At 71.2% G+C, this 12,583-nt stretch carries 12 protein-coding genes; 7 read left to right on the forward strand and 5 right to left on the reverse strand.

From position 1 onward, the window contains the following. The first annotated feature begins 8 nt into the window (after positions 1 to 8). Together thpR and ACIBAD_RS22775 are read left to right on the forward strand one after the other, a co-directional pair. Positions 9 to 560, forward strand: coding sequence for an RNA 2',3'-cyclic phosphodiesterase (gene thpR, locus ACIBAD_RS22770; protein WP_398908174.1), 552 nt, complete (start codon positions 9 to 11; stop codon positions 558 to 560). 210 nt (positions 561 to 770) lie between these two features. Next, a complete protein-coding gene (locus ACIBAD_RS22775; RefSeq protein WP_134073399.1) occupies positions 771 to 1,760 on the forward strand; it encodes an aldo/keto reductase in 990 nt (329 codons plus the stop codon). Positions 1,761 to 1,822: 62 nt separating this feature from the next. Here ACIBAD_RS22775 and ACIBAD_RS22780 read toward each other — a convergent pair whose 3' ends face one another. After that, the gene (locus ACIBAD_RS22780) at positions 1,823 to 2,410 is read right to left on the reverse strand and encodes a Uma2 family endonuclease (protein ID WP_134073401.1); all 588 of its coding nucleotides are present in this window, start codon (positions 2,408 to 2,410) and stop codon (positions 1,823 to 1,825) included. A gap of 107 nt (positions 2,411 to 2,517) precedes the next feature. Further along, complete coding sequence (locus tag ACIBAD_RS22785; protein WP_398908175.1) at positions 2,518 to 3,201, reverse strand: GDSL-type esterase/lipase family protein; 684 nt, start codon at positions 3,199 to 3,201, stop codon at positions 2,518 to 2,520. 76 nt (positions 3,202 to 3,277) lie between these two features. Between ACIBAD_RS22785 and ACIBAD_RS22790 the strand changes: the two genes are divergently transcribed. Next, positions 3,278 to 4,306, forward strand: coding sequence for a WD40 repeat domain-containing protein (locus tag ACIBAD_RS22790; protein WP_398908176.1), 1,029 nt, complete (start codon positions 3,278 to 3,280; stop codon positions 4,304 to 4,306). Positions 4,307 to 4,316: 10 nt separating this feature from the next. On the opposite strand, the gene ACIBAD_RS22795 is transcribed toward ACIBAD_RS22790, so the two are convergent. Together ACIBAD_RS22795 and ACIBAD_RS22800 are read right to left on the reverse strand one after the other, a co-directional pair. Further along, positions 4,317 to 5,684: an MFS transporter gene (locus ACIBAD_RS22795; RefSeq protein ID WP_398908178.1), complete on the reverse strand. Its 1,368-nt coding sequence runs from the start codon at positions 5,682 to 5,684 to the stop codon at positions 4,317 to 4,319. Positions 5,685 to 5,710: 26 nt separating this feature from the next. Beyond that, entirely contained in the window at positions 5,711 to 6,148 is a 438-nt protein-coding gene (locus tag ACIBAD_RS22800; RefSeq protein ID WP_134073407.1) for a MarR family transcriptional regulator, read from the reverse strand. Between the two features lie 118 nt (positions 6,149 to 6,266). Between ACIBAD_RS22800 and ACIBAD_RS22805 the strand changes: the two genes are divergently transcribed. Continuing rightward, on the forward strand, positions 6,267 to 6,449 hold the full coding sequence (locus tag ACIBAD_RS22805; protein WP_030156886.1) for a hypothetical protein: 183 nt from the start codon (positions 6,267 to 6,269) through the stop codon (positions 6,447 to 6,449). Positions 6,450 to 6,503: 54 nt separating this feature from the next. Here the strand turns inward: ACIBAD_RS22805 and ACIBAD_RS22810 are convergent, their stop codons facing one another. Then, positions 6,504 to 7,958, reverse strand: a complete 1,455-nt coding sequence (locus ACIBAD_RS22810) for an NCS2 family permease (protein WP_398908179.1) — start codon at positions 7,956 to 7,958, stop codon at positions 6,504 to 6,506. A 149-nt stretch (positions 7,959 to 8,107) separates the two neighbouring features. On the opposite strand from ACIBAD_RS22810, the gene ACIBAD_RS22815 reads away from it, so the two are divergent. The 3 genes from ACIBAD_RS22815 (at position 8,108) to ACIBAD_RS22825 (ending at position 12,581) form a co-directional block, all read left to right on the forward strand. Then, on the forward strand, positions 8,108 to 8,392 hold the full coding sequence (locus ACIBAD_RS22815; protein ID WP_134073411.1) for a DUF2530 domain-containing protein: 285 nt from the start codon (positions 8,108 to 8,110) through the stop codon (positions 8,390 to 8,392). Between the two features lie 220 nt (positions 8,393 to 8,612). After that, positions 8,613 to 11,081: an HAD-IC family P-type ATPase gene (locus ACIBAD_RS22820; RefSeq protein ID WP_398908180.1), complete on the forward strand. Its 2,469-nt coding sequence runs from the start codon at positions 8,613 to 8,615 to the stop codon at positions 11,079 to 11,081. A gap of 27 nt (positions 11,082 to 11,108) precedes the next feature. Beyond that, positions 11,109 to 12,581: an MFS transporter gene (locus ACIBAD_RS22825; RefSeq protein ID WP_398908181.1), complete on the forward strand. Its 1,473-nt coding sequence runs from the start codon at positions 11,109 to 11,111 to the stop codon at positions 12,579 to 12,581. Positions 12,582 to 12,583 lie beyond the last annotated feature (2 nt).

A 12,583-nucleotide genomic window follows, 5' to 3' on the forward strand; every position in this document is an offset into this window, starting at 1 on the left:
TCGCGCCCATGAGGCTGTTCGCCGCGTTGATGCCGTCCCAGCAGGCCGTCGAGGAGCTGCGCGAGGCAGTGGAGCCCCTCCGGGACGACCGGCTGCGCTGGACGGGGGAGGCGGGCTGGCACTTCACCCTCGCCTTCATGGGCGAGGTGCGTGAGGAGCTCCTGGCGGACCTGCACGCCCGCCTGGCCCGCGCCGCCCACCGCACCGAACCCTTCAGCCTGCGCATCCACGGCTCCGGGCACTTCGGCGACCGCGCCCTGTGGGTCGGCGCGGCCGGCGGGCTCGACCCGATGCGGATGCTCGCCGAGCGCGCCGACGCCGCCGCCCGCCGGGCCGGGGTAGCGATGGAGCACCACCGCCGCTACACCCCCCACCTCACCCTGGCCCGCAGCCGCACCGGCGCCGACATGCATCCGTACGTCGACGCCCTGGCCGGCTTCGAGGGCACGCCCTGGCGGGTCGAGGAGCTCAGCCTGGTCCGCAGCAACCTCCCGGCGGGCGGGGTCCCCGGGGAGCAGCCCCGCTACGAGGTGGTCGAGGCCTGGCCCCTGGCCGCCTGACGCCCCTCGGTACGGGAACCCGCGACGCCCGCGTTACGCTCGACGGGTGGATCCCAAGACCCGAAACCGTGTGATGGCCGGTGTACTCGTGCTGATGTTCGTCGTCGTGGCCGTGGCAGCCGCCGTGGGCCAGTAGCCGCGCCCCGGACGGCCGCGACGCCCGCGCGGGCCCTTGCCTGGAGTGGACTCCAAGCAGTTGGCTTGGGGTCCATGAAGTACACACAGCTCGGACGCACCGGACTCAAGGTCAGCCGACTCGTACTCGGCACGATGAACTTCGGTCCGCAGACAGACGAACCCACCAGTCACTCGATCATGGATGCCGCGCTCGGCGCGGGCCTGAACTTCTTCGACACCGCCAACGTCTACGGCTGGGGCGAGAACAAGGGCCGCACCGAGGAGATCCTCGGCACCTGGTTCGCCCAGGGCGGCGGCCGGCGGGACAAGACCGTGCTGGCCACCAAGGTGTACGCGAACATGGCCGGCGAAGGCGAGCCGTGGCCCAACTACGACCGGCTCTCGGCGCTGAACATCCGCCGGGCCGTCGAGGCCAGCCTCAAGCGGCTCCAGACGGACTACATCGACCTCTACCAGTTCCACCACGTCGACCGCCGGACTCCGTTCGAGGAGATCTGGCAGGCCGTCGACGTGCTGATCCAGCAGGGCAAGGTGCTGTACGCCGGGTCGTCGAACTTCCCCGGCTACAAGATCGCCCAGGCCAACGAGACGGCTGCCCGGCGCGGTTCGGTCGGGCTGGTCAGCGAGCAGTGCCTGTACAACCTCGCCGAGCGGCGCGCCGAGATGGAGGTCATCCCGGCGGCGCAGGAGTACGGGCTCGGCGTGATCCCCTGGTCCCCGCTGCACGGCGGGCTGCTGGGCGGCGTCATCAAGAAGGAGGTCGAGGGCGGCCGCCGCGCCTCCGGTCGCTCCGCGGACGCCCTGGCCAACAGCTCCGTACGGGCGCAGGTGCAGGCGTACGAGGACCTGCTCGACAAGCACGGCCTGGAGCCCGGCGAGACGGCCCTGGCGTGGCTGCTGACCCGGCCCGGGGTGACCGGGCCGATCGTCGGTCCCCGTACGGCGGAGCAGCTGGAGAGCGCCCTGAGGGCGCTGGAGCTGGAGCTGTCGCAGGAGGTGCTCTCCGCCCTGGACGAGATCTTCCCGGGCCCGGGGGCCTCCCCGGAGGCCTTCGCCTGGTGAGCCGGTAGTCCGCCGGCCGGGATGACGGTGCGACCGGTCCGCACCCCGGCGCGGGGCGCGGATCAGTCGCGGGGGAACTCGGAGGTGTCGAGGACCAGGCCCACGACCGTGCCCGTGAGGTCGATCTCGTCCCCGAAGGGGATCTTCGTCTCCGTGGCGTAGTCCCCGTCCTTGGGCTGGGTGTAGAGCAGGGAGCGGCGGACGTACGGGTCGACGATGAGGTAGGCGGGTACTTCGGCGGCGGCGTACGCGGCCTTCTTGGGGCCGTAGTCGTTGGCGGCGGTGCCCTTGGAGATCACCTCGGCGACGAATTCCACGTCCTCGTGGCGCCAGTGAGCCGAGTCGTCCTTCGTGGCATCCGTACTGAGCAACGCGACGTCAGGCGCGAACCCGTTCAGCCGGCCGGGGAAGTCGATGCGCACGTCCGAGAGGGCTTTGACTCCCATGCCGAACTCGTCTTCCAGTGCACGGACGATCCTGCGGATGATCTCCCAGTGCGTGTCCCGCTGCGGCGACATGTAGACGGTTCCCTCGACGATCTCGACCTTCAATCCCTCGGGGACGGGCTCAAGCGCCTCGAACATGTCGTCCAAGGCCTGCTCGCTGCTGATGTCGGCCATCTCGATCCTGTCGGTCTCTACGACGGTCACCGTGGCGCTCCTCCCCGCTGCCGCGCAGTCGCGGGCAGCCGCGTAGTACAACGATACGCACGGAGGCCGGGTCACGGCGGAAACGCCGGATGTGGTCCTACGGGGTGTCAGGGCATCCGGTACGGGCCGCCGATGCCCCACGCCTGGTGGAGCGCCGCGGCGAACTCACCGGCCAGGCGGTGCTCGCCGGAGGCGTTGGGGTGGGTGCCGTCGTAGGTGTCGTGCGCGATCTCGTACGAGGCCGGGCGCGCGGCCAGCAGGATCGGCGAGGCGTCGGTCGACAGGTCGGCGACGGCCTTCGCGAGGAGCTCGTTGAACCGGGCCACCTCGGCCGCGAACGGCGCGTCGGACTCGGCCCGGACGTTCGGGATGACCGGGAGCAGGACCATCCGGATGCCGGGGCGGGCCGCCCGGGCCTCCGCGACGAAGCGGCGGGCGTTGGCCGCGGTCTCCTCGGCGCCGGTGTAGAAGCCGAGGTCGATCAGGCCGAGGGAGACGAGCAGCACGTCGGGCTCGCCGGAGCGGACGGCGGAGCCGATGAGGGGGGCCATGTGCTGCCAGCCCTCGCCCCAGCCGGCGAGGTGGCGGCGGGCGGGCTCCGGGAAGCCGGGGTCGGCGTACGCGTGGCTGGTCGGCCCGTCGGCACCGGTGTCGAAGAGCGCGGTGCGCGGGCCGACGATCTCGTACGGGCCGCCCGGGACGGCGCTCAGGTGCTGCCACATCCGGTAGCGCCAGGTGTAGTCGCCGGCGCGTCCGATGGTCATGGAGTCGCCGACGAACATGAAACGCATCCGGTCATCATCGCGGATCACGCGCCGGGCGCCCCTGTGATGCCGGACACGCGGGGTGCCCTGGCAGGCTTGGGGCATGCGCCTGCTGCCGTTGACCGCCGTCATTGCCCTTGCCGTGCTGCCGGGTTCGGCCGCGGCCGCCGCCCAGGCCTCGGGAGCGGCGCCCGCCTCCGGATCCCCGGGCGCCTCCGGGTTCACGATCACCGATCCGCGGATCAAGGAGTCGAGCGGGCTGGCGGCGAGCCGGATCCACCCGGGCGTGTACTGGACGCACAACGACAGCGACGACGGCCCGTACGTGTACGCGGTGGACTCGGCGACCGGAAAGACCGTGGCCCGGGTGACGCTGACCGGGATCGGGACCCCGCGCGACGTCGAGGCCATCTCGCTGGGCCCGGACGGGCAGCTGTACGTCGGCGACATCGGGGACAACCTGAACGGGACCTGGGACCACGTCTGGATCTACCGCTTCCCGGAGCCGAAGCAGCTGGCCGACGTCACGGTGAAGGCCGAGCAGTTCACGGTGAAGTACGCGGACGGGGCGCGCAACGCGGAGGCGCTGATGGTGCATCCGGTGACGGGCCGGGTGTACATCGCGAGCAAGAGCGAGGACAAGGGCGGCCTGTACGAGGGGCCCAAGGAGCTGTCGGCTTCGGGGACGAACGTGTTCCGGCGGGTCGCGGACCTGCCGTGGGTGACGGACGGGGCGTTCTCGCCGGACGGCGGCCGGCTCACGCTGCGCGGCTACTTCTTCGCGAAGACCTACCCGTGGAAGGACGGGAAGCCGGAGGGCGCGGGCGAGCGGGTGGACGCGCCGTGGCAGGGCCAGGCGGAGTCGGTGACGTACTCGGCGGACGGGTCGACGCTGCTGTTCGGATCGGAGGGGGAGTCGAGCCGGGTGGTGGCGGTACCGGTGAAACCCGCGGCCGGCGGCCCGGCGTCCTCCGCTCCCGGGAAGCCGGGCGCGAGCCCGGCTCCCGGAACCCCCGGCCCCGCGGGGGAGCAGGGCGGGGGCGGTTTCACCAAGGGCGCGGCCGTCCTGGCCGTGGGCGCGGCCCTGGTCTTCGGTGCCAAGCGGCTCCTGCGCCGAAGGCCGCGCGACTGACGACAGGGCCTCAGGCCGCCGTGACCAGCTCGCGGGGGCGGGGCGACGGGACGAACGTGACGCCGTGGCGGCTCACGCTCAGGCGGAGGTTGCCGACCCGGGACAGGATCACCGCGATCGTCGCGGCGGCGGCGAGGGAGACGAGGCCGCCCGCGGCCATGCCGACCCGGGCCCCGTACGTGTCCGTCACCCAGCCCACGACTGGTGCACCGATCGGGGTGCCGCCGGTGAACACCATCATGTACAGCGCCATCACCCGGCCCCGCATCTCGGGGTCGGTGGCCATCTGGACGCTCGCGTTCGCGGTGACGTTGACCGTCAGCCCGAACATCCCGATCGGCACCAGCAGCGCCGCGAACAGCCAGAACCCGGGCGCGAAGGCCGTCACGACCTCCAGCGCGGAGAACAGGACCGCCGCCGCGACCAGCAGCCGCAGCCGCGAGTGCCCGCGCCGGGCCGCCAGCAGCGCACCCGCCAGGGAGCCCGCGGCGATCAGGGTGTTGAAGAGCCCGTAGGTGCCCGCGTCCCCGTGGAACACGTCGTTGACGAACGCCGACAGCCAGATCGGGAAGTTGAACCCGAAGGTGCCGATAAAGCCCACCAGCACGATCGGCCAGATCAGCTCGGGGCGCCCGGCGACGTACCGCAGACCCTCCCGCAGCTGCCCCTTGGCGCGCGGCTGCGTCTGGACCGGGTGCAGCTCGCGGGTCCGCATCAGCAGCAGGCCGGCGACGGGCGCGGCGAAAGACAGCCCGTTCAGCAGGAAGGCCCAGCCGACGCCGACGGCGGTGATCAGCACACCGGCCACCGCCGGGCCGACCAGCCGCGCGGACTGGAAGTTCGCCGAGTTCAGGCTGACGGCGTTGGCGAGCTGCTCCTTGCCGACCATCTCGGAGACGAACGTCTGCCGTGCGGGGTTGTCCACGACGGTGACGAGGCCGAGCAGGAAGGCCGCGAGGTACACGTGCCAGACCTGGACGTGTCCGGCGAGGGTGAGGGCGGCCAGGGCGACACCGGTCAGGCCCATCAGGGTCTGGGTGGCGATCAGCAGCGGCCGCTTGGGCAGCCGGTCCGCGAGTACGCCTCCGTAGAGGCCGAACACCATCATCGGCAGGAACTGCAGCGCGATCGTGATGCCGACGGCTGAAGCCGAGCCGGTCAGGGACAGGACCAGCCAGTCCTGGGCGATGCGCTGCATCCAGGTGCCGGTGTTGGAGACGGCCTGTCCCGTGGCGAAGAGCCGGTAGTTCCGGATCTTCAGCGAGCTGAACATCGAGTTGTTGTTCTTGCCCGTGGAGCATGTGGAGCGCGCGGCGCGCCCGGTGGTAGTGGTGGATGTATGGCCGGGTGCGGAGTCTGCTCCGTTTCCCGTACTCAAAAGCGTTCGCCTCCTGGCGTCGTTCCTTACAAGTGCGCGAGCTTCTCCAGGACGGGCGCGGCCTCGCGCAGCTTGGCCCATTCGTCCTCGGTGAGCTCGGCCGCGAGCCCGGCCAGGAAGGCGTTCCGCTTGCGACGGCTCTCTTCGAGCATCGCTTCGGCCTCCTCGGTCTGGGTGACCACCTTCTGGCGGCGGTCGTCCGGGTGCGGCTGCAGCCTGACCAAACCCTTGGCCTCCAGCAGCGCCACGATGCGCGTCATCGACGGCGGCTGGACGTGCTCGCGCCGGGCCAGCTCACCGGGGGTGGCCTGGCCGCAGCGGGCGAGGGTGCCGAGGACCGACATCTCGGTCGGGCTCAGCGATTCGTCGACGCGCTGGTGCTTGAGGCGCCGGCCCAGCCGCATGACGGCGGAGCGGAGGTCGTTCACGGCGGCAGCGTCGTCGCCATGGCTAAGGTCGAGCATCTCTTTAGACTACCTCATTACTCTCTCTAAGGAACGCCACTGAAGCGTGTCACTCGTACGGGTGAGTCGTCGGCGGAAAGTGACACGCGTCCACGGCCTGTGCCACGACCCTTTCGGCATGGGGACACACGTGCTGAGCATGCGCATAGACGGGGAGCTGCTCGACCGCCTCCGGACTCATGCGGCGAAACGCGGAATGAGCGTCCAGGACTATGTCGTCCGGACGCTCATTCGCGATGACTTCGACGAGCGCTTCAAGGCGGCCGTCGACGAGACGGAGAAGTTCTACGGGCTGACGTGAGTGACGCGTGGGTGACGCGTCGCCCACGCGTCGGTGACGCGGGCCCGTGGGCGCCTACGTGAGGCCGAGGGCCGGCATCGCGTAGTAGAAGACGAACACGGCGGACACGACGTACAGGGCCGCCGGGACCTCACGGCCACGGCCGGTCGCCAGCCGCAGCACGCAGAAGGCGATGAAGCCGAAGCCGATGCCGTTGGTGATCGAGTACGTGAACGGCATCATCACCATGGCCAGGAAGGCCGGGACGGCGATGGTGAAGTCGCTCCAGTCGATGTCCCTGACCGAGCCCGCCAGGATCAGGAAGCCGACCGCCACGAGGGCCGGGGTGGCCGCCTGGGACGGGACCATGGTGGCGAGCGGGGTCAGGAACAGCGCCACGGTGAAGAGGCCGCCGGTCACGACATTCGCGAGGCCCGTGCGGGCGCCCTCGCCGACGCCGGCCGTGGACTCCACGAAGCAGGTGGTGGCCGAGGACGAGGTGGCGCCGCCGGAGGCGACGGCCAGGCCGTCGATGAACAGCACCTTGTTGATGCCGGGGAAGTCGCCGTCCTTGTCGATCAGCTTGGCCTCGTCGCCGACGCCGAGGATCGTGCCCATCGCGTCGAAGAAGCAGGACAGCAGCACGGTGAAGACGAACAGGATGCCGGTCAGCACGCCGACCTTGCCGAAGCCGCCGAACAGGCTGACCTGGCCGACGAGCCCGAAGTCGGGCGCGGCCACCGGGTTGCCCGGCCACTCGGGGACGGTCAGGCCCCAGCCCGAGTCGGGCAGTCCGACGATCAGCTGGACGGCGACGGCGACGACGGTCATGGCCACGATGGAGATCAGGATCGCGCCGGGCGTCTTGCGGATCAGCAGGGCCAGGGTCAGCAGGACGCCGACGATGAAGATCAGGACCGGCCAGCCGAGCAGGTGGCCGCCGGTGCCGAGGGTGAGCGGCACGGTGGTGTGCGCGGCGTCCGGGATGCGGGTGACGAAGCCCGAGTCGACCAGGCCGATCAGCATGATGAACAGGCCGATGCCGATCGCGATGCCCTTGCGCAGGCCGAGCGGGACGGCGTTCATGACCCGCTCGCGCAGGCCCGTCGCGACCAGCAGCATCACGACGAAGCCCGCCAGGACCACCATGCCCATGGCGTCGGGCCAGCTCATGCGCGGGGCGAGCTGGAGCGCGACGACGGTGTTCACGCCGAGGCCGGCGGCGAGCGCGATCGGGACGTTGCCGATGACGCCCATGAGGAGCGTGGTGAACGCCGCCGTCAGGACGGTGGCCGTCACGAGCTGGCCGCTGTCGAGCTGGTGCCCGTACATGTCCTTCGCGCTGCCCAGGATGATCGGGTTCAGCACGATGATGTAGGCCATCGCGAAGAAGGTCGCGAAACCGCCTCGGACCTCGCGGGCGATCGTGGAGCCGCGCTCGGAGATCTTGAAGTGGCGGTCCAGCGCCGAACCGCCGCGGGGGGCGGGGTCCGGGAGGGTGGGCGCGGGGGCGGGAGCCGGCGTGCTCATGCGGTCCTCTGGGTCTTCATCGCGGGGGCATTGAGTGATTCATACGAAGAAAATGGGCCATGCCCACACCGTTTCAGTATGAACACATGAACGAAAGGCCGTCCATCTCCGCGCGTAGACCTCGTTTCGGCGCACCTAGACTTGGGGGCATGGCGAAATGGACTGCGAAGCACGAGGCGCCGGCGCCCCTTGAGGGCCCCGTCGTCGCGACCGTCACCGGCGGCACGATCCTGTGGTTCGCCATGTTCCTGGTCCAGCTCCCCTTCTACGGCTGGTTCGCCGACCGGGACCTGCTGTGGTGGGTCTGGTGCTGCGCGGCCGGCGGGTTCCTCGGCCTGATCGGCCTCTGGTACGTGCGGGGCCGCGACGCCGCGCTCAAGCGGCACGCGGCAGCCCAGGCCGCGCAGGAAGAGGAGAGCGGCGCCTCCGGCTGAGGGGATCGGCGGCCGGGGCCCGGCCGGAGAGCCCAGGAGGCCGGCCGCGAGTCGAGGCCGGTCGGGAGCCGAAGGGGCCGGTCGGGAGCCGAAGGGGCCCGGGAGTCGAAGGGTCGGTCGGGAGCCGAGGGGGACCAAGGGACGATTCGGGTCATCCCGAAGTCGGATCTTCGGACTTCTCGGCGGGTGAAGCGGCAGAACCCCCTTTACCGTCGAAAGCATGACGCAGCGGGCAGACATCGAACCAGGCGGTTCCGAGCCGGGATCCGGCGGCCCCGGCGGCGCGGCCATCGACGCGGGAGCCGAGCTGGATCCGGTACACCCGGTCCGGCCGCCCGCACCCCGGTTCAAGCCCGCCGGCCTGACCACCGCCGAAGTCGCCGAGCGCGTCGCCCGCGGAGCCGTCAACGACGTGCCCGTGCGCAGCAGCCGCTCCACCGCCGACATCGTCCGCGCCAACGTCTTCACCCGGTTCAACGCCATCATCGGCGTGCTCTGGGTGGTCATGATCATCGTCGCGCCGCTCCAGGACAGCCTGTTCGGCTACGTGATCATCGCGAACACCGGCATCGGCATCATCCAGGAGATGCGGGCCAAGAAGACCCTGGACGGCCTCGCCGTCATCGGCGAGGCCAAACCCGGGGTCCGCCGCGACGGCCGGACCGCCGAGATCTCCACCTCCGAGATCGTCCTCGACGACGTCATCGAACTCGGCCCCGGCGACAAGGTCGTCGTCGACGGGTCCGTCGGCGAGGCCGACGGCCTGGAGATCGACGAGTCCCTGCTCACCGGCGAGGCCGACCCCGTCCTGAAGAAGCCCGGCGACCCCGTCATGTCCGGGTCCTTCGTCGTCGCCGGCGGCGGCGCGTTCACCGCCACCAAGGTCGGCCGCGAGGCCTACGCCGCCCAGTTGGCCGAAGAGGCCACCCGCTTCACGCTCGTCCACTCCGAGCTGCGCTCCGGCATCTCCACCATCCTCAAGTACGTCACCTGGATGATGATCCCGACCTCGATCGGCCTGATCGTCAGCCAGCTCGTCGTCAAGGACGACAACCTCAAGGACGCCATCGCCCGCACCGTCGGCGGCATCGTCCCGATGATCCCCGAGGGCCTCGTCCTGCTGACCTCCGTCGCCTTCGCGATCGGCGTCATCCGGCTCGGCCGCCAGCAGTGCCTGGTGCAGGAACTGCCGGCCATCGAGGGCCTCGCCCGCGTCGACGTGGTCTGCCTCGACAAGACCGGCACCCTCACCGAGGGCGGCATGGACGTCACCGAGCTGCGCCCGCTCGGCGGCGCGGAGGCCCCGTACGTCAAGAAGGTGCTCGGCGCGCTCGGCGAGTCCGACCCCCGCCCCAACGCCAGCCTCCAGGCGATCATCGACGCCTACCCGGACAGCGCCGAATGGCGCTGCACCGAGTCCCTGCCGTTCTCCTCCGCCCGCAAGTACAGCGGCGCCAGCTTCAGCGAGGGCGACGGCGAGAACAGCACCTGGCTGCTCGGCGCCCCCGACGTGCTCCTCCCGGCCGGGGACCCGGCCCTCGACGAGATCAACGGCCTCAACGAGCAGGGCCTGCGCGTCCTGCTGCTCGCCCGGGCCGCGCGCGAGCTCGACGACCCGGCCGTCGGGGCCGGGGTCAAGCCGACCGCCCTGATCGTCCTGGAACAGCGGCTGCGCCCCGACGCGGCCGACACCCTGCGCTACTTCGAGGACCAGAAAGTCCACGCGAAGGTCGTCTCCGGGGACAACGCGGTCTCGGTGGGCGCGGTGGCCGGCAAACTGGGCCTGCCGGGCGCCGAGAACACGGTCGACGCGCGCAAGCTGCCGACCGGGCAGGCCGACATGGCCAAGGTCCTCGACGAGAACGCCGTCTTCGGGCGGGTCAGCCCGCAGCAGAAGCGCGACATGGTCGGCGCGCTGCAGTCCAAGGGCCACACGGTCGCGATGACGGGCGACGGCGTCAACGACGTCCTGGCCCTCAAGGACGCCGACATCGGCGTGAGCATGGGCTCGGGCTCGGAGGCCACCCGCGCGGTCGCCCAGATCGTCCTCCTCAACAACAGCTTCTCCACCCTCCCCTCGGTGGTCGCCGAGGGCCGCCGGGTCATCGGCAACATCACCCGCGTCGCCACCCTCTTCCTCACGAAGACCGTCTACTCGGTGCTGCTGGCGGTCCTGGTGGTGTGCTTCCAGGTCGAGTACCCGTTCCTGCCGCGCCACCTGACGCTGCTGTCCACCCTCACGATCGGCATCCCGGCCTTCTTCCTGGCCCTGGCGCCGAACAAGGAGCGCGCGAAGCCGCACTTCGTGAAACGGGTGATGCGCTACGCGATCCCGGGCGGCGTGATCGCGGCGGTGGCCACCTTCGTGACGTACGTGATCGCCCGCCACCACTACACGGGCCCGGAGGCCCTCCAGGCCGAGACGAGCGCGGCGACGCTGACGCTGTTCCTGACCTCGATGTGGGTCCTGGTGATCATCGCCCGCCCGTACACGTGGTGGCGGGTCGCCCTGGTCGGCGCGATGGGCGGCGCTTTCCTGATCGTCCTCGTCGTTCCCTGGCTCCAGAGCTTCTTCCAACTGAAGCTGGTCGGCACCGAACTCCCCTGGACGGCGGTCGCCGTCGCGGCAGCGGCCTCGGCCCTGATCGAAGTCACCTTCCGCTGGGTCAACCACAGGTTCCCGGCCTGAGCCGAGGCCGAGACCGAGGCCGCAGCCATGGGCCGGGAACGCAAGGTCCCGAACCGCAAGGTCCGAAATCGCCCGCGCCGGGACGGCGGGAGGGCGACCCTGGCGCTGCTGTCCTTCGCCATGCTGATCGTCTCGCTCGACCAGTACATCGTGGTGGTGGCGCTCCCCGACATCGCCCGGGACCTCGGCTACTCCGCGCAGACCCTGCAGTCCGTCATCAGCGCCTACGCGGTGACCTCGGCCGGCTTCCTCCTGTTCGGCGGGCGCGCCGCCGACCTGCTCGGACGGCGGCGCGTACTGGCCACCGGGCTCGGGCTGTACGCCGCCGCGGCGCTCGCCGGCGGCCTCGCGACCGGGCCCGGGACGCTGCTCGCCGCCCGCGCGGTCCAGGGCCTGGGCGGCGCCCTCGTCTTCCCCACCACGCTGGCCCTCGTCAACACCGCCTTCGCCGAAGGCCGGACGCGCAATCGCGCCCTGGGCATCTGGGGCGGTGCCGGTGCGGCGGGCCTCGTCATCGGGGTGCTGCTCGGCGGCTTCCTGACGCAGGCCTTCGGCTGGGAGGCGGTGTTCCTCGTCAACGTCGCCCTGGCCGGACCCGCGCTGCTGCTCACCTTCGTGGTGATCCCTTGGGACGGGGCGCGCGAGAGGGGCCGGGCGTTCGACCTTCCCGGTGCGCTCAGCATCACCGCGGGCGTCACCCTGATCGTGTTTTCTCTGGTCCAGGGCCCCGCGCTGGGCTGGCTCTCGCCGGGCTTCCTCGGCAGCGCGGCGGCGGGCCTGCTGCTGACCGCGGCCTTCGCCGTCATCGAGCGGCGCAGCCAGGACCCGCTCGTACCGCCCCGGCTGCTCGCCAACCCCCACCTCGTCACAGGCGTCGTCATCGCGTTCATGTTCATGGCGACGTTCGGCTCGGTGCTCTACTTCCTGTCGCTCTACTTCCAGGAAGTCCTGGGCTACGACGCGCTGCAGACCGGCGCCGGATTCCTGATCCCCACGGCGGTGGTGGTCGCCGGATCGATGACGGCGGGCCGGGTGGTGACGCGGTTCGGCCTCAGGGCCACGCTGACCGCCGCCCTCGCCGTCGGCGCGCTCGGTGCCCTGGCCCTCGGCTTCGCCGTCGCGCCGGACGGCTCGTACGCCGGCCTGGTCCCCGGCCTGGTGGCCCTCAGCATCGGCGACGGCATCGTCTTCACCACCATGTTCATCACCGCCGCCACCGGCGTCCCCGACCGGGACCAGGGCACCGCCTCGGGCATCGCCTCCACCGGCTCGGGCGTGGGGGCTGCGGTCGGCCTGGCCGTCCTCGTCCTGATCGCGACCGCCGGCCTCGGCGGCCTCTCCGGCGAGCGGCTGCGCGCCGCCACCGCCGACGGGATCAGCACCGCCCTCTTCGTGGTGGCGGGCGGCATCGCCCTGACCCTCCTCACGGCCCTGACCCGCTGCCCCACCACGCCCGAACCGGCACCGGCGCCCGTCCCGTACCAGACCCGCCGCTGCTGAGA

Source organism: Streptomyces sp. NPDC051109 (genome assembly GCF_044455885.1).
In the GTDB taxonomy this organism is placed as follows: domain Bacteria; phylum Actinomycetota; class Actinomycetes; order Streptomycetales; family Streptomycetaceae; genus Streptomyces.